We start from the raw sequence: 26,337 nt of genomic DNA on the forward strand, positions 1-26,337 counted from the left end.
CGCGTCGGGAGGCGCTTTATATGCGGCACCCCCCAAACCGCGCAAGACCTTTTTTCATCTCCCATGACGATTTTTTGGCCAGAGGCGTTTAGGGGGCGCCGGACAGGCCGACGCCCCCTGCCCGTCAATAGGCGGCGTGGTCCCAGAACTGTGCCATGCTGCTGTCGGCCTGGTAGCCGTCCGTGCCCATCGACGACCAGCTGAGGTCATGGATGCCGTGGGACAGAACCGGCGCGTGATCCTTCAGCGAGTAGTCGGCATGGGCGCTGTCGCGGAAACCCGGATTGAAGACCGCGTCATTCGGGCCATAGGCACGCCCGTTGGCGGCCACATTGCCGTCCATGGTCAGCCTGCCGGGGCTGAGCAGCTTCCAGTACTGATTGATCGGGCTGTCACCGGCCGTGAGGTTGTGAATCACCATGTTGTCGTGGGGACGGGCCTCCGCCCCAGCCTTGGGCACCCATTCCAGTCGGATGAAAGCGTCTTCCGGACGGCTGGCGATGCCAAAGTTGTTTTCCAACAGATTGTCGTCTCCGCCATGGACATAGATCCCGGCCCAGGCGAAACCCTTCACGAAGTTGTCGCGCACCACGACGCCGCTGGTCAGATCGTCGAGCGAAATGCCCCAGCCCTTGTGATCGGTCAGCCAGTTGCCTTTGCCGTCGGTGGCGAGGCCGCCGGTGTCGATCACCTCGTTGCCACGGATCACCGAGCCCATGTTCTGGGCCGAACGGCCGAGCATCTCGATACCGCCGCCGTCGGCGGTCTCCTGCCCAACATGGTGGATCTTGTTGAACTCCACGATGTTCTTGCGGTTCAACTGGCCGTCGTCCCATTCCTTGAACGACACGCCGTAACGCGGGGCATCGGTGATGTCGTTGTGGCTGACCAGCGTGTTGCTGCTGCCGACCGCGCCGATGCCGGCACCGCCCTTGGTGATCTGGCCGATATGCTCGATGGTGTTGGCGTAGATGCGGTTGCCGTTGGCGGCGTGGATCATCGAAACGCCGTTGCCGCCGAGTTGCTCCATATGGTTGCCGGCGATGCGGCTGGTGTCGGTGCCGTCAAGCGAAACCGCCGTCCCGACATTGACGAAGTGATTGCCGCCGACCGAGTTGCCGTGCCCGCCCTGCATCGACAGCGCAGAGCCGTCATAGCGGGTGTCGGAGAAGGTCAGACCTTCGAAGCTGACATTGCTGGCATTGCTGGTCTTGATCAGCGTGCCGAGCCGGGCGACGACCACGCCGTCCGACTGGAAGCTCGCGGCATGTTCCGGCTTCACCACCAGCTTGCCGTCGCTGGCGCGCCAGCCGAATTCACCGGCGTCGCGGATCAGCGAGGCGTCGTTCATCACCCGGTAGGTGCCGCCGGTGCGCAGGCCGTAGGACGCCGCGTCGTCGAGCGTCACCGTGTGGTGGTATTGGTCGATCGACTTCACATGCGAGATGTCGTCCTTCAGCCTTTCGGTGTCGAAGGTCTGAACGACCAGCCCGGCATGGGGCTTGAGGCCCGAGGGGATGTCGGCGTTCGTGAAGTTGAAGCTGGTCTTGCTGGCGCCGGTGGAGTTCGCCTTCAGCACATGCCAGCCGCTGGTTGCGGCATGGTCCGGGTTGAAGTCGCCGGTCTGCGCCGCATGCTGGCGGACGCCGCCGATGCTGACGTCAAGGCCGTTGGCAGAGGAGAGCTTGGCCGAATAGAGGCCTTTGCCCTCGTAGGTGAAACCGGTCACCCGTTCCCCACCGCTCAGCACCGGAGTCTCGCTCTTGTAGGCGAGGAAGCTGTGGCCGTCGTCGTGGGAGTCGAGGGTCAGGGTCTTGTTCAGGCGATAGGTGCCGCCACGAACATAGGTCGTGTCGATGTCGCTTGCCCGCATTGCGTCCCGCGCCTTCTCGAGGCTGGCGAAGGGACCGTCGGTGCCGGCGGCGTTGGGAGCGGCGAGCCGCCCGGACCAGCTGTCATTGCCCTTGGTGGACACGAAAAAAGCGGTCTGGTCGGTGGTCGTCATAAGTCATTCCTCCGTTCTGATGGAGGCATGAGTCGAATTTTTTAGTTAAAAATTTATTTACAGCTTAAGTACCTCCGACGGACAGGTTGTAACTGCAAGATCGGTAATTTGTATCCTGATACCGTACCGGAATTTTGTATCGTTCTTGTCCGATTTTGTTTGTGAAACCGGAATATGGATGGAGACTTGGATCCGCACCGCTTTGCTCGCGCAATGCGGGCATGGGCGGAAGCCCAAGCGGTTCCGGCATTTGCGGTAACGTTACAGGTCATCGCCGCACTGGCCATTTTCTGGAATTTTATGATAAGCTTGCCACCGCCGGGGTCTTGTTCTTGGTCATACAGCGGTGCCGCGCCCAGTTCAGCGTCAGGGCCGCCCTCCCCCCGGCTACAGGACGTGAAAGGGACCTGTCTTGAGCGAAGAGTTGAAGAACGTCACCGCGACGAACGTCACCGCGACGGTAAAGTGGTTCAAGCCGGAAAAGGGTTTTGGGTTCGTCCGCCTCGCCGATGGCTCCGGAGAGGCATTCTTGCACGCTTCGGTCCTGGCCGCCGCCTCCCTGCCCAACCCGGTCGAGGGCACGACGGTCGTCTGCGATCTGGCCCAGGGCGCCAAGGGACCCCAGGTCGTCGCCATTCACTCCGCCACGCCGCCGGAAACCCCGCCGGCCCCGCGCGCCCGCAACCAGCGCCCGCCGCGCGCCACCGCATCGGCCGCCCAGCCGATGAGCCAGCCTCCCGGACTGGGTGCGCAGCCTGACGATGGCGGCGAAGGCTTTGCCCGCCCGCCGAAGCCGCCGCGCGAACGGCGCGAGCGTCAGGCCGAGCCGGCCGGCCCGGCGACGATGGCCTACGGCACGGTGCGCTGGTACAATCTGGACAGCCAGTCGGGCCTGATCGAGCCGTGGGAAGACGGCGCGACCGTCTATTTCGACCGTGCGACCCTGCGCCAGTCGGGCCTGGACATCGTCGCCGACGGCGAGGACGTCCGGTATCTGGCCGTCGGGTCGGAAGATGCGCCGGTCGCCCAGCGGGTCGAGCTGATCTGACGACACGCCATTCAACTGCGATTGCCGCCGCGGGTTGGCCCTTGACGGGCCTGCCGCGCGGCGATTGCCGTGCGTGGAGCTGGAACCGGGTTGGTCTAGAACCGCGTTGAGAGTGTGAAGAAGGCGCGCGGTGCGCGGTCTTGCGTGCTGAACGGCGTGGTGATGAAGGGCTTGGCAAGCTCAACACTGGCGTCGATGCGCCGGAACACGCCGAATCGCAGGCCGACGCCGGCCGAGGCGAGGGACCGGCGGCCGTGACGCGTTCCGCCCTCGTAGTTGTAGACCGCGCCATAATCGCCGAAGCCGTAGCCGACCACGTAATCCAGCCCCTCCTCCTGGACCGGCAGGATGTACTGCAGTTCCGCACGGCCGGCGAAGCCGCTGTCGCCGGTGATCTCCGACGGGTCGAAGGCACGGCCATACTGCTTGCCGCCGAGGCCGTATTCCTCCGACGACAGCAATTGGTCGGGGCTGTATTGCGCCTCGCCGGAGAGGACGAGGACCAGCGATTCGGTCAGCGGCTGGTTGCGCTGGGCCGAGACCAGCAGCTTGCGGAAATCGCTGCGCCCACCGCTGCGGGTCAGGTTGGCACTGCCGGATTCCGTGGCGTTCAGGATGTCCAGACCCTTGGACAATTCCGCCGTCAGCAGGTTCGACCCGCCCCAGCCGTCTGCGAAATCGTAAGCGACATTGGCGGCGACGATGCGCAGCCGGTCCTGCGACAGCTTGTCGCCCAGCGCATCGGTGCGGCTGTCGCGGATGGTGAAACTGAGGCCGGCGCGCAGCGTCTCCGTCCGGCTGCGGATGAAGGGATGCGCCACCGCGATGCGGCCGGAGGTGGTCAGGCTATAGAGATCGAGCGGCCGCACGCTGTCGCCGGGCTGCGACCAGGAACGGCGGACGCCATACTCCACCGTCGTGCCTTCAGAATCGATTGGCACCAGTTGCCCAACGTCGAAGAACCGCAGTTCGCGGAGCTGCGGGGTGACGATGCCCTGGGCGGTGGTGCGTTCGAACAGGCCGAGCTGGTCCTCGACGCTGGCGACGCCGGTCAGTTGGAACGGACCGATCGAGCGGGTGCCGCGGTTGTCGAGCGACAGGAAGCCATTGAAGGGCGTGCGCTCCAGCGCCAGCGTCAGGCGCGAGGCACCGGGGGTGTCCGGCGACGCCTCCAGCACCGTCTTCACCGCGACGCCGGGCAGGTCGTCGGCCAGCAGGACATAGCGCTCCATATCCGCCATGCGCAGCGGCCGGGAAGCCTTGATCTTCTCCCTCATCCGCCGCAGCAGGCCGAGCCGGTCGGTCGCCTCGCCCTGGATGACCACCTCGTCGACGTAGCCTTCCACCACCTGCAGGCGGACGACGCCGTCGCGGATGCGCTGGGCCGGCACCACCGCCTGGGACAGCACATAGCCGTCGTTGCGGTAGCGCGCGGTGATGGCGTCGCGGATGGCGTAGAGGTCGGCCAGGGTGATCGGCTTGCCCAGCTTGTCGTGCCACAGGGCGGACAGGCTGACGCTGTCATAGACGCTGTTGCCGTCGATGCGGACTTCGCTCAGCGTCAGGGTGATGCGCTCGGCATCGCGGGGCGGCGGCGCCTTTTCCGGCGCCGGCATCTCGATTTCCGGCGAGGATTGCGGCACGGCCGGCCGTTCGAAGCGCTGCTCCAGACGATTGGGATCGAGCGAGGGCGGCAAAACCGGCGGCACCGTCTGGGCCAGCGCCGGCAGCGGACCGGCGACGCCCGCCAGCAGCAGGGCGGACAGGCGGGCGAGCCGATGCAGGCGTCGGGGCATGGGAGTGGGCATCGCGGTTCGGGACACGGCTTGTCGTCGTCCGGCTATTTGTCGGTAAGGGCGGTGACGCCGGCCCAGTCCGGCTCGGGCGTCCGGCCGATGCGCTTTTCCGCCTTGTGCAGCATCGCCAGGGCAGCGCCGTCGGTGGCGACCAGGGCGCGGAAGCCGGCGGCGGCGGCCTCGAACCGGCCGGCGCGCCAATGGTCGAGGGCGGTCGCGTAGGCGGCGCGCTGGGCGCGGTCCTCCGGATCGGCGCGGCGGGCGTCGGACAGCGGCTCGAACACTTCGACCGGTTCGCTGCGGCCGACGACCTGCACGATGTCGAGCGCGCGGAAGGCCTCCGGGTCGCCATGGTGGCGCATCGTCTCGCCGCTGACCATCAGAACGGTGTTGTAGTATTTGTTGGCGCCCTCCAGCCGCGAGGCCAGATTCACCGTGTCGCCCATCACCGTGTAGTTGAAGCGGCGGGGCGAGCCGATGTTGCCGATCAGCGCCGGCCCGGTGGCGATGCCGATGCGGTTGGAGCCGCGCCCGCTGGCGGTCGCCAGCAGGGTCGGGTCGTCCGCCATCGCCTGACGCATCGCCAGCGCCGCCGCCACAGCGGCGCGGGCATGGTTGTCGATGGCATAGGGGGCGCCGAACACCGCCAGAACGGCGTCGCCGATGTATTTGTCGACGAAGCCGCCATGCGCCTCGATGATGTCGGTCATCACCGTGAAATAGCGGTTCAGCACGGCGACCAGGGCTTCCGGCTCCATCCCCTCCGACATCTTGGTGAAGCCGGCGATGTCGCAGAACAGGATCGACAGGTCGCGCTCCTCCCCGCCCAGGCTGGGCGACTGGCCCGACGCGATCATGTCGTCGATCAGGGACCCCGGCAGATAGAGCTTGAAGGCGTTGCGGATGTGCCGCTGGTCGCGGTCCAGCACCGCGAAGCGCAGACCCAGCGCCAGCGGGAAGACCAGCAGCGCCGCCAGCGCCGCCTGCAGATAGGGCAGGACCAGCCCGCCCTGGAAGGCCTCCACCGCCACGCCGCTCCACCCCGCCAGCAGCAGGAGCAGGCCGGCTGCGGCCACCGGCGGCCGGGTCGCCAGCGTCACCACGGCGGCCAGTCCGGCCAGCAGCAGGACCAGCGCCGCGGCGGCCGGCCGGCCGGTCTCCGCCAACGCATCGTGCGCCATCAGGTTGGAGATGGCGGCGGCATGGATGTAGACGCCGGGAATGCTGTCGCGGGTGCGGCCGGCGACATACAGCCCGCTCATCACCGGCAGGGCGCAGCGTTCGGGAAGATTCACCCCCTCCGGCTTGGTGACCCAGCGGTTGGAGGAGAGCTTGCGGTCCTCCACGTCCAGCACCGTACCGACCATCACCGCCTTGCCCTTGAAGTGGCTGGCGAAAAAGTCGGACTTGCCGGCCTCGGCGCAGGCATACAGGTCGGCCAGCGAATAGGTCGGGATGGCGCCGGGCGCGGTGGCGTGGTTGACCAGCAGCCGGTTGCCCTCCCCGCCCGGAATCCGGTAGCCGGCCAGCGTGGCGGAGCCGTCGGCCCCCCATTCCAGTGGCGCCTTCAGCGCGCGCGACGCCACCTCCACCGCCATGCCCGGCTCGGCCTTCGGCCTGCCGTCGGGGCCGGCCACGGTCAGCGTCAGCGGCACGCGGCGCAGCACGCCGTCGGCATCCTCCACCAGATTGACCGAGCGGACATTGTTGACCCCGGCGGCGATCATATAGCCGCGGTAGGGCATCAGCGGGTCGCTCTGATGCTGCACCTTGGCCAGCACCAGCCGTCCCTCCTTGCCGCCGCGGCGCAGGGTCAGCAGGTAGTCGCGCTCGAATCCGGGGATCAGCGTCTCGACCGAGGTCGGGTGGACGAGGTCGAGGCCGATGGCCGCCGCCCCGCCGTCCAGCATGGCGCCGAGCACGGTGCCCAGCCGCGGACCCCACAGCGCCTGCGGCGTGCCGGCGAAGGGCGGGCGGCGATAGGTCTCCTCGTCGATGCCGACCACCACCACCGGCGACGGATCGGGGGCCGGCCGGGGGCCATGCAGCCGCTCCCGCAGCCAATAGAGGCTGTCGATCGACGGCCCCTGCAGCGACGACGAGGCGGCCAGCACCAGAAGTGATGCCACGACCGGCGCCACCGCGCCGAGCAGGACCAGCCGGACGCGCCGGGGCAGCCTCATCCTAGTCAACGGTCGTGCCCGCCGCTCAGAAGCGGATCAGGCGGCCGAGCGCCGGACCGCCGCCGCCGGCGGCCTTCTCGTCGATCTTCACGATGAAGGACTTCTGCCCGGTGGAAACCTTGTAGAGGCCGCCCGGCTCCAGCCCGCTGCCCTTCTTCGCGGTGTCCAGCGTGGTGCCGGGGACATTGACGGTCGTCAGCGCGATGCCCTGCACGTCCAGCCGGTCGATGGTGACGGGGCCGGGAGCCGACAGGATCAGTACCGGATGGGTCTTGAACAGGGTCAGGTCCGGCTTCGGCAGCGGCGCCTTCATGCCCGGCAGGGCGATGGGCGCGCTGCGGAAGACGGTCACCCCCGCCTTGCCCGCCTCGTTGGAGGCCAGCAGCAGCTTGCCGCCGTCGCAAGGCAGCGTGTGGCGGTCGATGCTGCCGCCTTCCACCGCCGACTCGCGGGCGCCGACCGTCACCGAGCCGCCGGTGATCGTCTCGTTCACGCAGGATTCCAGATAGCTCAGCGTCAGCGTCTGGCCGGACTTCAGCGCCACGGTGCGGCCGGCCGCCAGGTAATCCATCGGCTGCACGCCGTCGACGCCGTCCGACACATCCTCGACCAAAGCGGTGGGAGCGCCTGCGGCCGGAGCCGGATCGGCGGCGAGCGCCAGCGGCGACGCAGCCAGCAGGAGCAGGGATCCTGCGGCGATGGCGCGGCCGGGCATCCGAAGGACAGGCATCTGGAACGCGACGGACATGGAAAACGGCCTCCCGGTCAGTGCAGGGGGTCGTGCCCCATGCGGACGGTTTCAATACGGCTGCGTACCCTTTAGCGAAGTTACCGAGTTACTTCAAATCCAATACGTCGCCGGCGGGCAAGGTCACGGGCGGGCCGCCAGTAAAGCCGGGGCGCTCCGCCGACACGCGATTGTCAAGGAAGTGAAATAAACCCGCCACACCGGCGTCATGACCACAGGCTAATATACACGTCCCGCGCGTGGCGGCCCTGCGGGCTGTGGCGGACGGACCGGACATCATTGGAGCGTCGCGACCGAACATGGGCACCGAACACATCGTCCGCTCCTTCGCGCAGGAATTGCAGCGCCTGTCCAACCTCGTCACCCAGATGGGCGGCGTCGCGGAGGCGCAGGTCGAAGCCGCGGTGAAGGCGGTGACCCGCCGCGACGTCGGGCTCGCCTCCCAGGTGATGCAGGCCGATGCCCGGCTCGACGCCTACGAACGCGACATCGACGCGGAGGCGGTGCGGCTGCTGGCCCTGCGCCAGCCGATGGCGCAGGACCTGCGCGAGATCGTCTCCGCCCTGAAGGTCTCCGCCGACCTGGAACGCATCGGCGACTATGCCGCCAACATCGCCAAGCGGTCGCTGGCGCTGGCCCAGGTGCCGGTGGTGCGGCCGGCCGCCGGCATCCCGCGCATGGGCCGGCTGGTCGAGACGATCCTGAAGGAGGTGCTCGACGCCTACATCGAGCGCGACGTCGACAAGGCGATCGCCGCCTGGGAACGCGACGAGGAGCTGGACGACCTCTACACCAGCCTGTTCCGCGAGGTCCTGACCTATATGATGGAGGATCCGCGCAACATCACGCCCTGCACGCACCTGCTGTTCATGGCGAAGAATCTGGAGCGGATCGGCGACCACGCCACCAACATCGCCGAGATCATCCACTTCCTGGTGGTCGGCTCGCCGCTGACCGTGCTGCGCCCGAAGAATGACGGCAGCAGCTTCGCCGTGATCTCCCCCGCCGCTCCGGACACCGACCTGCCGCTCCCCCCCGACCTGGACGACGCCGGCCCGGCCGACGCCGGCTGAGTCCGGCTGCCACCAGCGCCCTCTCCCGACCCCCTTTTCTGCCCATCCGCCTGCGGTGAATCCGCCCGCGCAGGGGAGATACCGCCACCGTGCGGGGCTTTTCCGTTTGCATGCGGCGCGGGGGTCGGGTATTAGCCCGCCCCGTGTGCCCGACATTCGCCGCGGCATCCCTGTCCCTGCCTGCAACGAGACACGCTGGTCATGCCCGCCGACGCACTAAGCTCCGCCCTGCTTCCCGCCGGACTGCACGACGTGCTGCCGTCCGAAGCGGCGCATGAGGCGGCGGCCGTCGAACGCCTGCTGGCGGAATTCGCCGCGCAGGGTTACCGCCGCGTCGATCCGCCGCTGGTCGAGTTCGAGGAGAACCTGCTCTCCGGCCCCGGCGCGGCGATGTCCAAGCAGACCTTCCGGCTGATGGACCCGCATTCGCAGCGGATGATGGCGGTCCGCGCCGACATCACCCCGCAGATCGCCCGCATCGCCACCACCCGCCTGAAGAACGAGGCCCGGCCGCTGCGCCTGTGCTACGCCGGGCAGGTGCTGCGGGTGAAGGGATCGCAGCTGCGCCCCGAACGCCAGTTCACCCAGGTCGGCGTCGAGCTGATCGGCGCCCTGGAGGCGGAGGCGGATGCCGAGGTGGTGCTGCTGGCCGTCCAGGCGCTGACCGCCATCGGCGTGCCGCACCTGTCGGTCGACCTCTGCGTGCCGACCATGGTCTCGCGCATCTGCGCCGGCCTCGGCCTGGGCGAGGACGAGATCCGCCAGCTGCGCGCCGCGCTCGACCGCAAGGACTCCGCCGCGGTCGCGGCCGTCGGCGGCCCGGCGGCCAAGCTGCTCGAAACGCTGATGGACGCTTCCGGTCCCGCCGACCGCGCCATGCAGGCGCTGGCCGCGCTGCCGCTACCGGAAGGCGCCGAGAAGGACCGCCGCCGGCTGACCGACACGCTGGCCCTGCTGCGCGCGGCGATGCCCGACCTGACGGTGACCATCGATCTGGTGGAACATCGCGGCTTTGAATATCAGACCGGCCTCAGCTTCACCCTGTTCTCCCGCGCCGCGGGGGAGCTGGGCCAGGGCGGTCGCTACCGCGCCGGCGCCCAGGGCGAAGCCAAGGGCGATGGCCGTGGGGAGCCGGCGACCGGCTTCACGCTCTACATGGACACGCTTCTGCGCGCGGTTCCTGCGGCCAAGGCCCCCGGCCGGGTGTATGTGCCGCATGGCAGCGGTTGGGAGACGGCGCGCAGGCTGCGGGCCGACGGATGGGTGACGGTCGCCGGGCTCGCCCCGGTGGCCGATGCGGCCGCGGAAGCCAAACGGCTCCAGTGCGGCCATTGGCTGGCCGGCGGGGACGTCAAGCCGGCCGGATAAGCTTGGGTTCGATGAGCTTGGGTTTAGGGTGAACGGACCCCCACGCCGCGCGGATGGTGCCCTGCGGTGGATCGGGTGGTTGAGCGGTTCCTTTTGAAGTTTTGCGGAGACGAGAGATGGCCAACGTTGCGGTGGTCGGCGCCCAGTGGGGCGACGAGGGCAAGGGCAAGATCGTCGACTGGCTGTCCAGCCGGGCCGATGTGGTGGTGCGCTTCCAGGGCGGTCACAACGCCGGCCACACGCTGGTGATCAACGGCGTCGAATACAAGCTGAGCCTGCTGCCGTCCGGCGTGGTGCGCCAGAACAAGCTGTCGGTCATCGGCAACGGCGTCGTCTTCGACCCGTGGGCCTTCATCCGCGAAGTGAACGCGATCAAGGAAAAGGGCGTCTCCGTCACCCCGGAGAACCTGATCGTCGCCGAGAACGTGCCCCTGATCCTGCCGGTGCACAGCGCGCTGGACAAGGCGCGCGAAGAGGCCAAGGGCGCCGGCAAGATCGGCACCACCGGCCGCGGCATCGGCCCGGCCTATGAGGACAAGGTCGCCCGCCGCGCCATCCGCCTGTGCGACCTGACCGACGACGCCGTGCTGGTGGAGAAGGTCGACGCCCTGCTCGCCCACCACAACGCGCTGTTCCGCGCGTTGGGCGCGCCGGAGATGACCCCGGCCGACATCCTGGATCCCCTGCGCGAGATCGCGCCGCAGGTCCTGCCCTACGCCGCCGTCGTCTGGAAGCAGCTGGACGAGCTGCGCCGCGCCGGCAAGCGCATCCTGTTCGAAGGCGCCCAGGGCACGATGCTGGACATCGACCACGGCACCTACCCCTACGTCACCTCCTCCAACACGGTGGCCGGCAACGCCGCCGCCGGCAGCGGCATGGGGCCGCGCGCCGTCGGCTATGTGCTGGGCATCTGCAAGGCCTACACCACCCGCGTCGGCTCCGGCCCCTTCCCGACCGAGCTGCTGGACGACATCGGCGAGCTGATCGGCCAGAAGGGCAAGGAGTTCGGCGTGGTCACCGGGCGCAAGCGCCGCTGCGGCTGGTTCGACGCCGTCATGGTCCGCCAGGCGGTCAAGACCGGCGGCATCGACGGCATCGCGCTGACCAAGCTGGACGTGCTGGACGGCTTCGACGAGATCAAGGTCTGCGTCGGCTACAAGCTGGACGGCAAGGAGATCGACTATTACCCGTCGAACGCCGGTTCCCAGGCCCGCGTCGAGCCGATCTACGAGACCTTCGAAGGCTGGAAGGACACCACCCGCGGCGCCCGCTCCTGGGCGGAGCTGCCGGCCCAGGCGGTCAAGTATGTCCGCCACATCGAGGAACTGATCCAGGCCCCGGTCGCCCTGCTGTCGACCAGCCCGGAACGCGACGACACCATCCTGATGACGGACCCCTTCGCCGACTGATACGGCGGGGTTCTGCCAAGCAAAAAGGGCCGGCACTTCGCCGGCCCTTTTCGTTTCTACAAACGTGATAGAATCAGGTGCTCCTTCGGCCGTCATTCCCGCGAAGGCGGGAATCCAGCCGACGGAGCACCTCATCCGCAACGTTCCCTGGATCCCCGCCTTCGCGGGGATGACGCAAAGTCCTTTTGGTCCCACGGGCTCAGGGACGCATCCGTTGTCCGCGGCTTCTCCGCTCACACCGAGCGGCTCAGCCCGCCATCGACCCGGATGTTCTGGCCGGTGATGTAGCCGGCGCCCGGCGAGGCCAGGAAGGCCACCGTCGCCGCGATCTCCTCGCTGCTGCCGTAGCGCTGCATCGGCACGCTCTGGCGCCGGTCCTCGGTCGCGGGCAGGCTGTCGATCCAGCCCGGCAGGACGTTGTTCATCCGCACATTCTCCGCCGCATACTGGTCGGCGAAGATCTTGGTATAGGCGGCCAGCCCCGCCCGCGCGACGGCGGATGTCGGGAACATCGCGCTCGGCTCGAACGCCCAGGCGGTGGAGATGTTGACGATGGAGCCCGCCTTCTGAGCCACCATGATCGGTGCCACCAGCCGGACCGCCCGCACGACGTTGAGGAAATAGACCTCGATCCCGCGGTGCCAGTCCTCGTCGCTGATCTCCAGCAGGGGACCACGCGGCCCGTGGCCGGCACTGTTGACCAGCGCGTCGATGCGGCCCCAGCGCTGCATCGTCGCATCGACCAGCCGCTTCAGGTCGTCGTTGGACTGGTTCGATCCGGTGACCCCGATGCCGTCCAGCTCCGCGGCCAGCGCCTCGCCCTTGCCGGAGGAGGACAGGATCGCGACCTTGAACCCGTCGGCCGCCAGCCGGCGCGCCGAGGCCGCCCCCATGCCGCTGCCCCCGGCCGTGACGACGGCCACCTTCTCTTCAGACATGCCGAACCCTCCCTGATCAATGGTTTGACCAACCATAAGGGGGGCTGCCTGCCGCCTCAAATGCGATTTCAGGGCGGGAAGCGGGTTCGGGAGACGGTCAGATGTCGAAGTTGGCGGCGATGCTGCCGGTGGACTGGCGGTGGCGCAGGGCGTCGGCCAGCGTCCGGTTGTCGAGCACGGAGGCGGTGGCGTCGCGGACCTGCAGCATCAGCCAGCGGACCGAGCAGGTCTCCGTATCGATACAATCCTCGCACGGCTTGAAGGAGCCCTTGCTGGCGCAGGGGAGCGGGGCGAGATGGCCGTCGATCAGGCGAATCACCTCGCCGAAGGTGATCTGGGCGGCGGGGCGGGCCAGCCGGTAGCCGCCGCTCTTGCCGCGCTTGGCGAACAGGATGCCTTCCTTGCGCAGTTCGACCAGGATCGCTTCCAGGAACTTGCGCGGGATATTCTCGCGCTCCGCGATGTCGGCGATCAGGATCAGGTCGCCGGTGTCCTTCTCCGCCAGCATGATGAGGGCACGCAACGCATATTTGGCTTTCTGCGACAGCATTCCGGCGGAATCCGTTTTATTGCGGCGGCGGTGGTTGGTCCGCCCCGATCTAAAGCTTCGGAGGTTAACATTTCGTGCCGGCCCGGTATTCCACCCAAAGGCGTGTTCCCGCCGGACGCCCGGACCTTAGCCAGTTTCGCCGGCCATTGCGACCGGCTTTGCGCGAATGGTTTGCGGCATCCGGCGCGGGCGCGTTAAGGTCCCTCGGCCCCAAGGGTCATTCCGCCGTTTCCACGCAGAGTCGAAGGTCAGGACATGCAGTACGCCATCGTTCCGGTCACCCCGTTCCAGCAGAACTGCACGGTGCTCTGGTGCCCCGAGACGATGAAGGGCGCCGCCATCGATCCGGGCGGCGACCTGGACCGCATCCTGGCGGCGGCCAAGGCGAAGGGCGTAACGCTGGAGAAGATCCTGGTCACCCACGGCCACATCGACCATGCCGGCGCCGTCGCCGATCTGGCCGACAAGCTGTCGCTGCCGATCGAGGGGCCGCACCGCGACGACCAGTTCTGGATCGACGGCATGCCGATGCAGAGCCAGATGTTCGGCTTCCCGCCCGTCCGCTCCTTCACGCCCGACCGCTGGCTGGAGGAGGGCGATACGGTGACCGTCGGCAACCAGACGCTGGAGGTCCGCCACTGCCCCGGCCACACCCCCGGCCATGTCGTGTTCGTCCACCGGCCGTCGAAGCTGGCCATCGTCGGCGACGTGCTGTTTCAGGGCTCGATCGGCCGCACCGATTTTCCCAAGGGCAACTACGCCGACCTCATCGCCTCGATCCGCGACAAGCTGTTCCCCTACGGCGACGACATCGCCTTCATCCCCGGCCACGGCCCGATGTCGAATTTCGGGGAAGAGCGGCTTTACAATCCGTTTTTGAACGACTGAACGCTACGCGCCCTCAATCCACCATCGGCTCGTCGCCCAGCAGCAGGTCGATGCGGCGGCGCAGGCTGATGAGTTCGCGGCGCTGCATGTCGTCGACATAGGCGCGGTGCTCGCGCGGATCGCCCAGCCGGGCGGTCGCGCGGCGCAGCGCGTCGAGGAAGCGGCCGACCGCCGACATGGTGCGCAGCGACGGTTCCTTGGCGGCGTCCTTGCGGCTGCGGGCGGCCTGGACGGTGCCGTCGCCGGCCTTCACCTGCTCCCACAACGCCATCTGCTCGTCCAGATCCTTGATCCAGGCGATCTCGATCAGGGTGGAGCGCGAGACGTCGTGGTGGGCGGCGGCATATTCCTGCTTTATCGTCTCCGGCAGGCTGTTCAGCCGCAAGGTGTGGCTGACGTTGCTCTGGCTCTTGCCGATGATGCGGCCGAGTTGTTCCTGGGTGTAGCCGAAGCGGTCGATCAGGCGGGACAGCGCCTCCGCCAGTTCCAGCGCATCCAGATCGACGCGCTGCACATTCTCCACCAGCGTCAGCTCGTCCGGATTGCCGGAGGTGACCAGCGCGTAGATGGTCGCCAGCCCCAGCATCTCATGCGCACGCAGCCGCCGTTCGCCGGCGACCAGCCGATGGCCGCCCACGACCTCCTGCACCAGGATCGGCTGCTTCAGCCCGTAATGCGCAATCGAGTCGGCCAGACTCTGCATCTCCTGCGGGTCGAAATGGCGGCGCGGCATGCCCGGATTGCGCATCACCCGTGCGACGTCGAGTTCCAACAGCCGGGGCGGCTTGCCCGTATCGTCGAACAGATCCGAATGATCGGGTGCGAGCGTCGGCATGTCCTGTTCCGGTCCCCTGGTCCCCTGTCCGTCCGGCGTCCTTCCGGTTCCGCAACGGTGCCCGGCGGTCACGGCCCTGTCAACGGTGCAGTGGAAGAAAAGGAGAACATTGCCGTTGCGGTTCGCCGGAGCGGGCACGGCCCGGTCCTCTCCCACTCTTCCGGCTAACCCATCGGGGGGATGTCCAATGGAAATACTCGGTGAAAAGGATCCGTCATTGCAGCGTCACCGTTTTGTTAAACGATCATTCAAAATCCATTCGGCTGGCGCAATGAAACGTAACTCAGTAAAAAGGGTTGAAGCAGAGCCGAGGAATTGATCCGGCGTCTGTTGGGAGGTCGGTCGATGTCACTTGCTGAACGCAAGCTTTTTGTAGAGCGCTGGATTCGCTCACCCCTGAAGGTCGCGTCGGTAACTCCAAGCGGTCCTGAACTGTGCCGCGCCATGGCGAAGGCCGCCCACTGCGATCCCGGTCGCCGCGTTGTGGAGTTGGGTCCGGGCACCGGTCCGGTCACCTCCGCGCTGCTGGCCCATGGCGTCACTCCCGACAATCTGCTGATGGTGGAACTCGACCCCGCCTTCGCCGACCATCTGTCGATTCTGCACCCCAACGCCACGGTGGTGCGCGGCGACGCCACGCGCGTCCACCGCATCGTCCAGGCCCATGGCTGGGAGACCTGCGACGCGGTGGTGTCGGGCCTGCCGCTGATCGCCATGCCGCTGTCGGTCCAGGCCCGCATCGTGCGCGGCGCATTTTCCGTGCTGGCGCAGGACGGCGTTTTCGTGCAATTCACCTATGGTCCCTTCGCCCCGGTCAATCCGGAACTGATCCGGCGGCTGCGGCTGAAGCCGCGGCGTCATGCCTGGATCGCCCGGAACCTGCCGCCGGCGTCGGTCTGGACTTTCCGCCGGCTGCCCTGACGACGAGTCATTTTGACCGCTGACACTGTATTGGACGAAGCGCGCGCCCTGATCGACGCGCGCCGTTACCGCCCCGCCCTGCGCCTGCTGCGCGGCGATGCCCTCCCCCACGGGCTTGCCAACGGACTTGCCAACAGACTTGAACGTCTGCATCTGCTGGGGCTGGCCCATCTCGGCCATCGCGACGCCCCGGCGGCCATCGCCTGCCTGCGCCGCGTTCTGGCCCACCGGCCGGACGATCCGGACCTGCTGTCGGCCCTGGCCCAGGCCCATCAGGCCGACAACGCCCCCTTCCCCGCCGTCCGCTGGTTCGAACGCGCCGCCTGGGTCACGCCCGGCGAAGCGACACTCACCGCATCCCTGGCCGGGGCTCTGCGCCGCGATGCCCGCTATGGTGACGCGCTGGCCCTGGCACTGGCGGCGATCCAAGACGGAGACACTTCGCCCGACATCCGCTATGAGGCGGCGATGGCCGCAGCCTATCTCGGCGAGGATGCGGAGGCGCTGGCCCATTTCGACGCGTTGCTGGCCGACGATCCCGAACATGCCGCCGCTTGGTTCGGCAGCCATGCCCAGGCGCTGCACCATCACGGCTCCGACGAGGCGCTTCGCCGCCTGCGCCGCGCCACCCGCTGCGGCGGCGCCAACGGCAAATACTGGGGCTATCTCGCCGCCACCCTGCGGCTGCTCGGCCGCACTGCGGAGGCCGACGCCGTCGAGGATACCGAGATCGGCGACAACCCGAAGCGCCGGCCGCTTCCCGACGGCGCCAAGGCGCTGCTGCCGAAGCTCTCCTCCGACTTCCGCCTGTTCGGCAACAGCGGCCGGCTGCTGCGCCACGCGCTGGCCTGCACCGCGACTTCCGGTCTGGTTCTGGAGTTCGGCGTGCGGCGCGGCACCTCGCTCAACCATATCGCCGATGTGGCTGGGCAGGAGGTCCACGGCTTCGATTCGTTCGAGGGGCTGCCGGAGGGCTGGGTCAACTCCCCCCGCGGCGTGCTGACCACCGGCAGCCAGTTGCCGCCGGTGCGCGACAACGCCCGCCTGCATGTGGGGTGGTTCGAGGACAGCCTGCCGCCTTTCCTCGCCGCCCATCGGGGGCCGGTGCGCTTCGTCAATGTCGACAGCGACATCTACGCCTCAGCCCGCACCGTGCTGACCGCGTTGGCTGACCGGGTACGGCCGGGAACCGTCATCGTCTTCGACGAGTATATCGGCAACCGCAGCTGGCGCGACGACGAATACCGGGCGTTCCAGGAATTCGCCGCGGAGAACGCGGTCCGCTACGAGTATTTCGCGGCCAGCCCCTACACCAAGCAAGTGGCGGTGCGGATGCTGGGGATCGGAACCTGAACAAGGGCTGCGGCAGAGGGGGCAATGCCCCTCCGCCGCAAATACCAACTCACCCCGCCGCCTTCAGCTGACGGCGACGCGCGTGCAGGACCGGCTCGGTGTAGCCGTTCGGCTGGACGCGGCCCTTGAACACCAGATCGCACGCCGCCTGGAAGGCGATGCTGCCGTCGAAATTGCCGGCCATCGGCTTGTACAGCGGGTCGCCGGCATTCTGCTTGTCGACGACGGCGGCCATGCGCTTCATGACCTCCATCACCTGCGCCTCGGTGCAGATGCCGTGGTGCAGCCAGTTGGCGATGTGCTGGCTGGAGATGCGCAGGGTGGCGCGGTCTTCCATCAACCCGACGTCGTGGATGTCCGGCACCTTGGAACAGCCGACGCCCTGGTCGATCCAGCGCACCACATAGCCGAGGATGCCCTGGGCGTTGTTCTCCAGCTCCTGCCGAATCTCGTCCTCCGACCAGTTGGGGCGGTCGGCGAGCGGGATGGTCAGGATGTCGGACAGGGATGCTGCCTGACGCTTGGCAAGCTGGTCCTGCACCTCGGCCACGTTCACGGCGTGATAGTGGGTGGCATGCAGGGTGGCGGCGGTCGGCGATGGGACCCAGGCGGTGTTGGCGCCGGCCTTCGGGTGGCCGATCTTGGCGACCAGCATGTCGGCCATCAAGTCCGGCATCGCCCACATGCCCTTGCCGATCTGGGCGCGGCCCTTCAGCCCGGCGCGCAGGCCGACATCGACATTATTGTCCTCGTAGGCCGAGATCCACTTGGTGGCCTTCATCGCCGCCTTGCGGACGACCGGGCCGGCCTCCATCGAGGTGTGGATCTCGTCGCCGGTGCGGTCGAGGAAGCCGGTGTTGATGAACACCACGCGGTCCTTGGCGGCGCGGATGCACTCCTTGAGGTTGACGCTGGTGCGGCGCTCCTCGTCCATGATGCCGACCTTGAGGGTGTTGCGGGCCATGCCCAGCAGATCCTCGACGCGGCCGAACAGCTCGTCGGCGAAGGCGACCTCTTCCGGCCCGTGCATCTTCGGCTTCACGATGTAGACCGAGCCGGCGCGGCTGTTGCGCAGACCGCCTTCAGCCTTAAGGTCATGCAGCGCGATCAGCGAGGTGAAGACGCCGTCGAGGATGCCCTCCGGCGCCTCGCTGCCGTCGGACAGCTTGACCATGTCGATGGTCATCAGGTGGCCGACATTCCGGACCAGCAGCAGGCTGCGGCCATGCAGGGTGACGCTGCCGGTCGGCGTGGTGTAGACGCGATCCGGGTTCAGCTTGCGGACGACGGTCTTGTCGCCCTTGGGGAAGCTCGCCTCCAGCGTGCCCTTCATCAGGCCCAGCCAGTTGCGATAGGCGACGACCTTGTCCTCCGCATCCACGGCGGCGACGGAATCCTCGCAGTCCTGGATGGTCGACAGCGCCGCTTCCAGCACCACGTCGGCGACGCCGGCCGCATCGTCCTTGCCGATCACGCTGCTGCGGTCGATGCGGATTTCGATGTGGGTGCCGTTCTGGACCAGCAGCACGGCCGACGGCGCCGAAGCCTCGCCCTGCCAGCCGACGAAGGCGGCCTTGTCCTTCAGGCCGGTCTTGCCGCCGCTCTTCAGCGTCACCGCCAGCGTGTCGCCCTCGACCGCGTAAGCAGTGGCGTCGGCATGGCTGCCCTCGGCCAGCGGAACGCTGTCGTCCAGGAACTTGCGCGCCCAGGCGATCACCTGCGCGCCGCGGGCGGCGTCATAACCGCCGGCCGCCGGGGTGCCCGGAATGGCGTCGGTGCCGTACAGCGCGTCGTACAGGCTGCCCCAGCGCGCGTTGGCGGCGTTCAGGGCATAGCGGGCGTTGGTGATTGGCACCACCAGCTGCGGACCGGCGAGATAGGCGATTTCCGGATCGATATTGCCGGTGCCGACGGCGAAGTCGCCGCCCTCCGGCACCAGATAGCCGATCTCGCGCAGGAAGGATTCGTATTCGGCCTGATCGAAGACCTTGCCGCGGCGGGCGACATGCCACGCGTCGATCTGCGCCTGCAGGCTGTCGCGCTTGTCCAGCAGAGCCTTGTTGCGCGGCGCCAGCTCGTGCAGGAGCTGGTCGAGGCCGGTCCAGAGACGGTCGGCGTCGACACCGGTCCCCGGCAGCGCCTCGTCATTGATGAAGTCGTACAGCGGCTGGGCGATTTCGAGGCCGCCACGGCGGATCCAGTTGCTCATCTCGTTGCGTGTCCCATTCTCTTGCGCTCGGTTCGCAGACTCCTCTCCGGGAGTCTTGGTTCATCGGTTATCGCGTCTTCCCCGCGAGCCGGTCAACACAATGTCGCACCGCAGCGTATGGAGAAATGGTAGCAGGCGGCCGGCGCCGGATATGCGGTGATCAGAGTTTAGGTATTTCCAGGCTACCTGCTGAGAGACGCTTCAAATTTGCCTACTTCCGCATCAAATCTCACCATGCACTTTTTTCAGCCGTCATTCCCGCGAAGGCGGGAATCCAGCTGTTTCGGTCACTCATCTGCGGAGTTTCCTGGTTCCCCGCCTTCGCGGGGATGACGGCCGATGAAGGCGGCTGAAAACCTGTACACACTCACGCCAGCAGATTCAGCGCCGCGGCCGGCTGGACGGCCGGATCGGCGGTCGATGGCATGGCCGGCATCTCCGCACTTTCCGCATCGCCGCCGAGCAGTCCGGCCACGGCAAGGGCTTCGCTGGACCCGAACGCCGCGGCGCGCAGGGCGTTGACCTCCTTCTGGGCGGCTTCGACCATCTTGTCGTCGGCCTTGAAGCCCTCCCGCCGCTCGCGCCGCCGTTTCTCCGACTCGTCCAGCATGTTGGCAGCCTTCGCCTCGCCGATGATGCGCTTGGAGGTGGCGAGCACCCCCTCCACCCGCTGGCCGAAGGTGTCGGCTTCGCGGTAACGCGACATCTTCACGGCGTTGTCGGCCATCAGCTGCTGGATCATCGCGCTTCGCCCGCCGGTGCCGGCAGTCGCGGCGGCAGACGGGCCGGCGGCGGACGGATCGGCGTCGGATGGGCCGGCGGAGGTCATTCCCCCATTGCCCAGGCCCGACAGCACGTCCTCCACCATGCGGGCGATGTCATCCGGCAGCTTGCCGTCCCGCACCTCCGCCGCGCCCGCGGACTGAAAATTCGCATCGGCACAGGCATCCGCAGCCATCAGGTCGGCCGCGCTTTCCGCAGAACCGGCGGCGGCCGAAGCCCCCTCCCCCGTCGAAATGCCGATGGTCAGCGTCACTTCGGTCTGCTGCAGGGTCAGGCTGGTGGTGCTGCGGGTGATCGTCGTCTCCGACGACAGCATCGTGCTGCCGCCGGTGGCGGCGCTGGTATCGCCGGGCAGCCCCATCTCCGCCGCGGCCTTGATGCCGGCACCATATTCCTTGGCGGCGCGCCCGGCCTCGCGCGCCAGCAGCGCCGCCTCCCGCGCCAGGGTCGCCAGCTTCTGCGGATCGCCCTGGGCGAAGCGCATCGCCAGCTTCAGTTGCTCGATCTTGCGTTCGACCTGCTCAAGCCGGGCGGCGGCGGCCTGCTTGGGCCCGCCGACCCGCCTCGCTTCCTCCAGCGCCGCCCGGGCGCTGGCATGGTCGCTCTGCCATTTGGCAGCGGCCTGGGTCAGCGCCTGCGCCCGCTCCGCCTTCTGGGCGAGCTGGCCCTGGGCGTCCTTCGCCCGAAGCTCCTTCTCCCACGGCTTCTTCGCCTGCTGCAGGCGGAAAAGTCCGGCCTGACCGTCGGCCACCACGCTGAAGACGCTCATGCCGCCATCCCCCGGTCCGGCCGCACCGACTTGTTCGCGGCAAAGTTTAGCACAATCGGAGAAACTGTCCATTTCGCGCAGCGCCCGCGTGGAACCCCGAAGGCTTGGCTGGTGTTTCCCTACCGACACCCGATTCCGCAACGGGCGGTTTGATGCCGCAGGCGCGGAGCCGCGGAATACCGGAATCCCCGAGGAGGAAAGACAAGATGCCGAACCGCGACATGACCGGCACCGGCGGACCGAACCCGACCGGCTCCACCACCGGAAGTTCCACCACCGGAAGTTCGCAGACTGGAAATCTCGCCGCCGGCAGCTCCACCCTCGGCAACAGCACGTCGGGCGGGCGCAGCGGCGTCGAGGATATCAAGAAGACCGTCAGCCGCGCCGCCGACGATGCGATGGCCACCGGGAAGGAGACGCTGGGCAATGCCCAGGGCCGTATCCGCTCCCTCCTGGAACAGCAGACCGGCCGCGCCGCCGACCAGCTGGGCGGGGTCGCCAACGCCCTCCACAAGGCTGCCGAGCAGTTGAACGAGGAGAATGGCGGCGTGGTCGCCGATTACGCCGAGCAGGCGGCCAGCCGCGTCGAGCGGGTCGCCGACATGCTGCGCGACGCGAATGTCGACGACATCGTCGGCGAGGTCGAGGGCTTCGCCCGCCGCCAGCCCGAAGTGTTCATCGGTGCCGCCTTCGCCGTCGGCTTCCTCGCCGCGCGCTTCATCAAAAGCTCCGGCGAGCGGCGGATGCACCGCACTTCGACCTCCAGGCAAGGCAATGCGCACCCGTCGCAGTCCGTGCGCACCGCGCGTGGTTCCGCCTACGACACCGGCCGCGACATGAATCGCGACACCGGCCGCAGCTCCGGCCCCAGCCGCGGCATGGCCGGCGGCATCGGCGAGTCCGTCAGCCGCAGCATGCCATCCCACCCCGCCGACACGCCGACGACCGGGTCCTCCGCCGTCAACACCGGCAACCTGGCCGGCCGCATGGAGTCGGAGCGCGCTTCGGAGCGCCTGGGTGAACCGAAGCAGGCCGCCGGCCGCATCGGCATGCCGCTGTCCACCGCCCCGGCCTCCGTCACTGGCCGCGGCACCGGGGCATCGCCCGATACGGCGCTCGGCACCAGCACCGTCGGCACCCCCGGCGGCACCCCCGGCGGCACCCTGGGCGGCACGACCGGCAGCACCGGCAGTGCCATGAACTCCGGCACCACCGGCGTCGGCGGGACCCAGGGCGGGACCACCTCCTCCACCTCCAAGCCGCAGGGACAGCGTCCATGAGCGCCGCCGAGAACCGCTATGACGAGCCGCGGGATCCTCGGCAGGACCGGCCGCTCGCCGGCCTGTTCGCCGATCTCGCCCGCGAATCCGCCAACCTTGCCCGATCCGAGATCGCGTTGGCGAAGGCCGAGCTGACCGACAAGGCCAGCGAGGCCGCCGGCGGCGTGGCCTTCATCGCCGTCGGCGGACTGATCGCCTTCGCCGGCGTTCTTGTCCTGCTTGCCGCCGCGGTTCTCGGCCTGTCCAACGTCCTGGCCCCGTGGCTGTCCGCGCTGATCGTCGGCGTGGTGGTTCTGCTGGTCGGCGGCATCCTGGCCTATGTCGGCAAGAACCGGCTGAGCCCCGCCAACCTCCGCCCCCGCCGCACGATCAACACGCTGGACGAGGACAAGCGCTGGGCCAAGTCCCAGCTTGCCCGCTGAGGGGCCGGCCGATGACGGACGACGTTCATAAATCAGCAGCGGGTCCGCAGGATCTCGACGCCCTGGAGGGCGACATCCGCGCCAGCCGCGCGCGCATCGGCGGCACCGTCGAGGCGCTGCGCGACCGCAGTTCCCGTCTGCGCGACAGACTGACGCGGTGGTCTCCCCAATCCCTGATGGAGAATTCCATGAAGCACACCTATTCGCCGTCGCAACAGTCGGACCGCTATGAGAGCGGCCAGACCGTCCATTCCCGGCAGTCGCACTCGTCGGGATCGATGCTCGACAGCATGACCAGCAATCCGATCCCGCTGGCCCTGGTCGGCATCGGGCTGGGCTGGCTCGCCCTGTCGAGCACGGGCTACGACCGCCGCATCGCCCGGTCCAGCACCGTCCGCAACGCCCGCCACCGCATGGGCGACGCCGTGGACTACGCCCGCGAATCGCTGAGCGACGCCACCGACAGCGTCCGCCATGCCGCCAGTTCCGCCTATGACAGCGCGTCGGGCGCGGTCAGCTCCGCCTACGACAGTGCAACGGGCACTGTCAGCGGCATGATGGGCGGGTCGGACGGCGACCATGCGTCGGGCCGGGGTGACAACCGGGGCGATCTCCACGGCCAGCGGCAGTCTCAGTCCTATGCCAGCCGCGGCATGTCGCGCCTGTCCTCCATGGCGCCGTCGACCGACCATCTGCGCCACCGCGCGCATGACATGTCGACCGGCTTCTGGGAACTGGTGGAGGACCATCCCATCGTCGCGGGCGCCATGGGCGTGGCGCTGGGTGCGGCCATCGGCGCCGCCCTGCCGGGCACCCGCTATGAGAAGCAGTGGGTGGGCGAGTATGCCGACGAGGCGACCGAGCGCGCCAAGGCCATCGCCATGGACGCGCTGGATCGCGGCACCCGCGCCGCCCAGGCCGCTGCCGAGACGGTGGTCGAGTCGGCCAAGGAGGATGTCCGCGACGTCGTGTCGGAGGCCACCAACGCCGCCCGCGAGGAAGTGAAGAAGCCGGGCTGACCTCCAGCCCGAGCTTTGCCGGACCAACCCCGCGCCGCCACCGGCGCGGGGTTTTCCGTATTCGGGGCCCATCCCCCGCGACAAACCGTCGCACCGCGACGGGAATGCCGCGGCTTCGCGGTAGCGTGGTGGCAGGAGCGGCGCTATAACCGAGCAGCATTGACGGGTATTGCCGGCGCATCAGCCATGCAAACCCGCCAAACCGGCAGAAACCCTGCACTTTAATCGACAAACGCCCCTTGCCCCCCGAAGCAATCAGGACTAAATTGGTCCTGTATTCGAAACCGGGGTGAAACGGGGTGCGGGCATGATCCGGCTGAGCAAGCTGACCGACTATGCCATCGTCGTGTTGAGCGAGATGGCGCGCCAGGTCGGCACGGTCCATACCGTCGCCCATCTTGCCGACCGCACCGGCGTTCCCGCTCCCACCGTCGCCAAGCTGATGAAGGCGATGACCCCGGCGGGACTCACCACCTCGCAACGCGGCGCCGCCGGCGGTTATGCGCTGAGCCGGGCGGCCGATGCAATCTCCATCGCGGAAATCATCACGGCGCTCGACGGTCCCATCGCGCTGACCGCCTGCGTCGACGGTGCCGACAGCCAGTGCGGGGTGGAGCAACTTTGCCCCATGCGCGGCGGTTGGGAGAAGGTGAACCGCGCCATTCGCGGCGCGCTGGAGGAGGTGACGCTGGCCGACATGATGGCCCCGATCACCTTCCCGGCCCCGGCAGCCGCAACGACTTCCACAGCCGCCCAGCCGGCCCGCCCTGCGCACTGAACGGCGCGCACCGAACAGCATTCTTGAGAAGGACGAGGCAAAGCCATGGCCGCCCAACCGGAAACCGTCGAGCAGGTCCGCGCCGTCACGGAGCAGAAGTACAAGTACGGCTTCACGACCGACATCGAATCCGACGTCGCGCCGAAGGGCCTGAACGAGGACATCGTCCGCTTCATCTCCGCCAAGAAGGAGGAGCCGGAGTGGCTGCTGGACTGGCGCCTGAAGGCTTTCCGCGTGTGGCAGACGATGGAGGAGCCGCAATGGGCCGCCGTCAGCTTCCCGCCCATCGACTATCAGGATGCGCACTACTACGCCGCGCCGAAGAAGAAGGCCGGGCCGAAGTCGCTGGACGAGGTCGATCCCGAACTGCTGAAGACCTACGAGAAGCTGGGCATCCCGCTGCGTGAGCAGGAGATCCTGGCCGGCGTCGAGGGGTCGGAGGGCAAGAGCCCGGCGATCGCCGTCGACGCGGTGTTCGACAGCGTGTCGGTCGCCACCACCTTCAAGGCGAAGCTGGAGGAGATGGGCATCATCTTCTGCGCGATCTCCGAGGCGGTGCAGAAGCACCCGGATCTCGTGAAGAAGTATCTCGGTTCGGTGGTGCCCTACACCGACAACTATTACGCCACGCTGAACTGCGCGGTCTTCACCGACGGCAGCTTCGTCTACATCCCCAAGGGCGTGCGCTGCCCGATGGAGCTGTCGACCTATTTCCGCATCAACCAGGCCAACACCGGCCAGTTCGAGCGCACGCTGATCATCGCCGACGAAGGGTCTTACGTCAGCTATCTGGAAGGCTGCACCGCGCCCCAGCGCGACGAGAACCAGCTGCACGCCGCCGTGGTCGAACTGGTGGCGATGGACGACGCGACGATCAAGTACTCGACCGTCCAGAACTGGTATCCCGGCAACGCCGAGGGTGTCGGCGGCATCTACAACTTCGTCACCAAGCGTGGCGCCTGCCGCGGCAGGAACTCCAAGATCTCGTGGACGCAGGTGGAAACCGGCTCCGCGATCACCTGGAAGTATCCGAGCTGCATCCTGCAGGGCGACAATTCGGTGGGCGAGTTCTATTCGGTCGCCATCACCAACAACTTCCAGCAGGCCGACACCGGCACCAAGATGATCCACATCGGCAAGAACACCCGCTCGACCATCGTGTCGAAGGGCATCTCTGCCGGCAAGGCGCAGCAGACCTACCGCGGCTTGGTGAAGATCCTGCCCAGGGCGGAGGGTGCGCGCAACCACACCCAGTGCGACAGCCTGCTGATCGGCGACAAGTGCGGCGCCCACACGGTCCCCTACATCGAGAGCCGCAACCGCTCCGCCCGCATCGAGCACGAGGCGACGACGGCGAAGATCAGCGAGGACCAGCTCTTCTACTGCCGCCAGCGCGGCATCTCGGAAGAGGACGCGGTGTCCCTGATCGTCAACGGCTTCTGCAAGGAGGTCCTGAAGGAACTCCCCATGGAATTCGCCGTGGAGGCTCAGAAGCTGGTGGGCATCAGCCTGGAAGGCAGCGTGGGCTAGTCAATCAAACAGCACTTCTTGGGACCGTCATCCCCGCGAAGGCGGGGATCCAGGCGTTCGCATCGAGAGTGAAGGCAAATAACCTAGATCCCCGCCTCCGCGGGGATGACGGGTAGAGGTAGAAAAAGGGTTGACGGGATGGATGAGCGGTTCTTCGTCTACATCCTGGCAAGCCAAAGAAACGGAACTTTGTATGTCGGTATCACGTCGAACCTCGGACGCCGGATGATGGAACACCGGGATGGCATCATTCCGGGCTTTACGGAGCGATATGGTGTGAAACGCCTTGTCTATCTGGAGCCCTATGCCACTGCCGAAGAGGCCATCACACGTGAGAAGAGGCTGAAGAAGTGGAACCGGGACTGGAAGATCCGTCTGATCGAGGAACACAACCCCGACTGGGCGGATCTTTATGAGAGGTTGAACGCATAG

At 67.6% G+C, this 26,337-nt stretch carries 22 protein-coding genes; 13 read left to right on the forward strand and 9 right to left on the reverse strand.

The features are described from left to right. Positions 1–124: 124 nt before the first annotated feature. A complete protein-coding gene (locus tag FZ029_RS24635; protein WP_149272360.1) occupies positions 125–2,005 on the reverse strand; it encodes a right-handed parallel beta-helix repeat-containing protein in 1,881 nt (626 codons plus the stop codon). Positions 2,006–2,417: 412 nt separating this feature from the next. Here FZ029_RS24635 and FZ029_RS24640 point away from each other — a divergent pair, with 412 nt between their 5' ends. Next, positions 2,418–3,053 (forward strand): cold shock domain-containing protein, encoded by a 636-nt coding sequence (locus tag FZ029_RS24640; RefSeq protein ID WP_246457208.1) that lies wholly within the window; start codon positions 2,418–2,420, stop codon positions 3,051–3,053. Positions 3,054–3,148: 95 nt separating this feature from the next. On the opposite strand, the gene FZ029_RS24645 is transcribed toward FZ029_RS24640, so the two are convergent. The 3 genes from FZ029_RS24645 to FZ029_RS24655 are packed head-to-tail and all read right to left on the reverse strand — an operon-like array spanning position 3,149 to position 7,780. Continuing rightward, complete coding sequence (locus tag FZ029_RS24645; protein ID WP_247892480.1) at positions 3,149–4,849, reverse strand: ShlB/FhaC/HecB family hemolysin secretion/activation protein; 1,701 nt, start codon at positions 4,847–4,849, stop codon at positions 3,149–3,151. A gap of 44 nt (positions 4,850–4,893) precedes the next feature. Next, positions 4,894–7,032, reverse strand: coding sequence for an adenylate/guanylate cyclase domain-containing protein (locus FZ029_RS24650; protein WP_149272362.1), 2,139 nt, complete (start codon positions 7,030–7,032; stop codon positions 4,894–4,896). Positions 7,033–7,057: 25 nt separating this feature from the next. Then, on the reverse strand, positions 7,058–7,780 hold the full coding sequence (locus FZ029_RS24655; RefSeq protein WP_149272363.1) for a hypothetical protein: 723 nt from the start codon (positions 7,778–7,780) through the stop codon (positions 7,058–7,060). A 299-nt stretch (positions 7,781–8,079) separates the two neighbouring features. On the opposite strand from FZ029_RS24655, the gene phoU reads away from it, so the two are divergent. The 3 genes from phoU to FZ029_RS24670 all read left to right on the forward strand — a co-directional run bounded on the left by phoU (position 8,080) and on the right by FZ029_RS24670 (position 11,630). Further along, on the forward strand, positions 8,080–8,853 hold the full coding sequence (phoU, locus tag FZ029_RS24660; protein WP_149272364.1) for a phosphate signaling complex protein PhoU: 774 nt from the start codon (positions 8,080–8,082) through the stop codon (positions 8,851–8,853). Between the two features lie 201 nt (positions 8,854–9,054). Then, positions 9,055–10,221 (forward strand): ATP phosphoribosyltransferase regulatory subunit, encoded by a 1,167-nt coding sequence (locus tag FZ029_RS24665; protein ID WP_149272365.1) that lies wholly within the window; start codon positions 9,055–9,057, stop codon positions 10,219–10,221. Between the two features lie 116 nt (positions 10,222–10,337). Then, the gene (locus FZ029_RS24670) at positions 10,338–11,630 is read left to right on the forward strand and encodes an adenylosuccinate synthase (protein ID WP_149199042.1); all 1,293 of its coding nucleotides are present in this window, start codon (positions 10,338–10,340) and stop codon (positions 11,628–11,630) included. A gap of 233 nt (positions 11,631–11,863) precedes the next feature. Here FZ029_RS24670 and FZ029_RS24675 read toward each other — a convergent pair whose 3' ends face one another. Continuing rightward, a complete protein-coding gene (locus tag FZ029_RS24675) occupies positions 11,864–12,568 on the reverse strand; it encodes an SDR family oxidoreductase (RefSeq protein ID WP_149272366.1) in 705 nt (234 codons plus the stop codon). Positions 12,569–12,665: 97 nt separating this feature from the next. Then, the gene (locus FZ029_RS24680) at positions 12,666–13,118 is read right to left on the reverse strand and encodes an Rrf2 family transcriptional regulator (protein ID WP_085085625.1); all 453 of its coding nucleotides are present in this window, start codon (positions 13,116–13,118) and stop codon (positions 12,666–12,668) included. A gap of 255 nt (positions 13,119–13,373) precedes the next feature. On the opposite strand from FZ029_RS24680, the gene FZ029_RS24685 reads away from it, so the two are divergent. Continuing rightward, positions 13,374–14,006: an MBL fold metallo-hydrolase gene (locus FZ029_RS24685; RefSeq protein ID WP_149272367.1), complete on the forward strand. Its 633-nt coding sequence runs from the start codon at positions 13,374–13,376 to the stop codon at positions 14,004–14,006. 13 nt (positions 14,007–14,019) lie between these two features. Here FZ029_RS24685 and FZ029_RS24690 read toward each other — a convergent pair whose 3' ends face one another. After that, positions 14,020–14,841, reverse strand: coding sequence for a ParB/RepB/Spo0J family partition protein (locus FZ029_RS24690; protein WP_149199046.1), 822 nt, complete (start codon positions 14,839–14,841; stop codon positions 14,020–14,022). A gap of 444 nt (positions 14,842–15,285) precedes the next feature. Here FZ029_RS24690 and FZ029_RS24695 point away from each other — a divergent pair, with 444 nt between their 5' ends. Together FZ029_RS24695 and FZ029_RS24700 are read left to right on the forward strand one after the other, a co-directional pair. Then, the gene (locus tag FZ029_RS24695; protein WP_149272368.1) at positions 15,286–15,762 is read left to right on the forward strand and encodes a ribose ABC transporter permease; all 477 of its coding nucleotides are present in this window, start codon (positions 15,286–15,288) and stop codon (positions 15,760–15,762) included. A gap of 12 nt (positions 15,763–15,774) precedes the next feature. Next, the gene (locus FZ029_RS24700) at positions 15,775–17,115 is read left to right on the forward strand and encodes a class I SAM-dependent methyltransferase (RefSeq protein ID WP_247892481.1); all 1,341 of its coding nucleotides are present in this window, start codon (positions 15,775–15,777) and stop codon (positions 17,113–17,115) included. 49 nt (positions 17,116–17,164) lie between these two features. Here FZ029_RS24700 and FZ029_RS24705 read toward each other — a convergent pair whose 3' ends face one another. Together FZ029_RS24705 and FZ029_RS24710 are read right to left on the reverse strand one after the other, a co-directional pair. Further along, positions 17,165–19,324, reverse strand: coding sequence for a malate synthase G (locus FZ029_RS24705; RefSeq protein WP_149272370.1), 2,160 nt, complete (start codon positions 19,322–19,324; stop codon positions 17,165–17,167). Positions 19,325–19,691: 367 nt separating this feature from the next. Then, positions 19,692–20,876: a hypothetical protein gene (locus tag FZ029_RS24710; RefSeq protein WP_149272371.1), complete on the reverse strand. Its 1,185-nt coding sequence runs from the start codon at positions 20,874–20,876 to the stop codon at positions 19,692–19,694. 206 nt (positions 20,877–21,082) lie between these two features. On the opposite strand from FZ029_RS24710, the gene FZ029_RS24715 reads away from it, so the two are divergent. The 6 genes from FZ029_RS24715 to FZ029_RS24740 all read left to right on the forward strand — a co-directional run bounded on the left by FZ029_RS24715 (position 21,083) and on the right by FZ029_RS24740 (position 26,337). Then, positions 21,083–22,156 (forward strand): hypothetical protein, encoded by a 1,074-nt coding sequence (locus FZ029_RS24715; RefSeq protein ID WP_149272372.1) that lies wholly within the window; start codon positions 21,083–21,085, stop codon positions 22,154–22,156. Further along, entirely contained in the window at positions 22,153–22,578 is a 426-nt protein-coding gene (locus tag FZ029_RS24720) for a phage holin family protein (protein WP_149199051.1), read from the forward strand. The genes FZ029_RS24715 and FZ029_RS24720 overlap by 4 nt, the downstream gene beginning before the upstream one ends. An 11-nt stretch (positions 22,579–22,589) precedes the next feature. Then, the gene (locus tag FZ029_RS24725; protein WP_149272373.1) at positions 22,590–23,597 is read left to right on the forward strand and encodes a hypothetical protein; all 1,008 of its coding nucleotides are present in this window, start codon (positions 22,590–22,592) and stop codon (positions 23,595–23,597) included. Positions 23,598–23,904: 307 nt separating this feature from the next. Next, complete coding sequence (locus FZ029_RS24730) at positions 23,905–24,375, forward strand: SUF system Fe-S cluster assembly regulator (protein WP_085085645.1); 471 nt, start codon at positions 23,905–23,907, stop codon at positions 24,373–24,375. Between the two features lie 45 nt (positions 24,376–24,420). After that, a complete protein-coding gene (sufB, locus tag FZ029_RS24735) occupies positions 24,421–25,905 on the forward strand; it encodes a Fe-S cluster assembly protein SufB (protein ID WP_149199053.1) in 1,485 nt (494 codons plus the stop codon). Between the two features lie 138 nt (positions 25,906–26,043). After that, a complete protein-coding gene (locus FZ029_RS24740; protein ID WP_149272374.1) occupies positions 26,044–26,337 on the forward strand; it encodes a GIY-YIG nuclease family protein in 294 nt (97 codons plus the stop codon).

Source organism: Azospirillum sp. Sh1 (genome assembly GCF_008365135.1).
Classification (GTDB): Bacteria; Pseudomonadota; Alphaproteobacteria; order Azospirillales; family Azospirillaceae; genus Azospirillum; species Azospirillum oryzae.

Coding starts and splice junctions, on each gene's coding strand:
- FZ029_RS24730 (WP_085085645.1), top strand. CDS start 23,905: ATGATCCGGCTGAGCAAGCTGACCGACTATGCCATCGTCGTGTTGAGC.
- FZ029_RS24650 (WP_149272362.1), bottom strand. CDS start 7,032: ATGAGGCTGCCCCGGCGCGTCCGGCTGGTCCTGCTCGGCGCGGTGGCG.
- FZ029_RS24680 (WP_085085625.1), bottom strand. CDS start 13,118: ATGCTGTCGCAGAAAGCCAAATATGCGTTGCGTGCCCTCATCATGCTG.
- FZ029_RS24670 (WP_149199042.1), top strand. CDS start 10,338: ATGGCCAACGTTGCGGTGGTCGGCGCCCAGTGGGGCGACGAGGGCAAG.
- FZ029_RS24655 (WP_149272363.1), bottom strand. CDS start 7,780: ATGTCCGTCGCGTTCCAGATGCCTGTCCTTCGGATGCCCGGCCGCGCC.
- FZ029_RS24705 (WP_149272370.1), bottom strand. CDS start 19,324: ATGAGCAACTGGATCCGCCGTGGCGGCCTCGAAATCGCCCAGCCGCTG.
- phoU (WP_149272364.1), top strand. CDS start 8,080: ATGGGCACCGAACACATCGTCCGCTCCTTCGCGCAGGAATTGCAGCGC.
- FZ029_RS24725 (WP_149272373.1), top strand. CDS start 22,590: ATGACGGACGACGTTCATAAATCAGCAGCGGGTCCGCAGGATCTCGAC.
- FZ029_RS24675 (WP_149272366.1), bottom strand. CDS start 12,568: ATGTCTGAAGAGAAGGTGGCCGTCGTCACGGCCGGGGGCAGCGGCATG.
- sufB (WP_149199053.1), top strand. CDS start 24,421: ATGGCCGCCCAACCGGAAACCGTCGAGCAGGTCCGCGCCGTCACGGAG.
- FZ029_RS24635 (WP_149272360.1), bottom strand. CDS start 2,005: ATGACGACCACCGACCAGACCGCTTTTTTCGTGTCCACCAAGGGCAAT.
- FZ029_RS24665 (WP_149272365.1), top strand. CDS start 9,055: ATGCCCGCCGACGCACTAAGCTCCGCCCTGCTTCCCGCCGGACTGCAC.
- FZ029_RS24715 (WP_149272372.1), top strand. CDS start 21,083: ATGCCGAACCGCGACATGACCGGCACCGGCGGACCGAACCCGACCGGC.
- FZ029_RS24740 (WP_149272374.1), top strand. CDS start 26,044: ATGGATGAGCGGTTCTTCGTCTACATCCTGGCAAGCCAAAGAAACGGA.
- FZ029_RS24720 (WP_149199051.1), top strand. CDS start 22,153: ATGAGCGCCGCCGAGAACCGCTATGACGAGCCGCGGGATCCTCGGCAG.
- FZ029_RS24645 (WP_247892480.1), bottom strand. CDS start 4,849: ATGCCCCGACGCCTGCATCGGCTCGCCCGCCTGTCCGCCCTGCTGCTG.
- FZ029_RS24685 (WP_149272367.1), top strand. CDS start 13,374: ATGCAGTACGCCATCGTTCCGGTCACCCCGTTCCAGCAGAACTGCACG.
- FZ029_RS24690 (WP_149199046.1), bottom strand. CDS start 14,841: ATGCCGACGCTCGCACCCGATCATTCGGATCTGTTCGACGATACGGGC.
- FZ029_RS24695 (WP_149272368.1), top strand. CDS start 15,286: ATGGCGAAGGCCGCCCACTGCGATCCCGGTCGCCGCGTTGTGGAGTTG.
- FZ029_RS24710 (WP_149272371.1), bottom strand. CDS start 20,876: ATGAGCGTCTTCAGCGTGGTGGCCGACGGTCAGGCCGGACTTTTCCGC.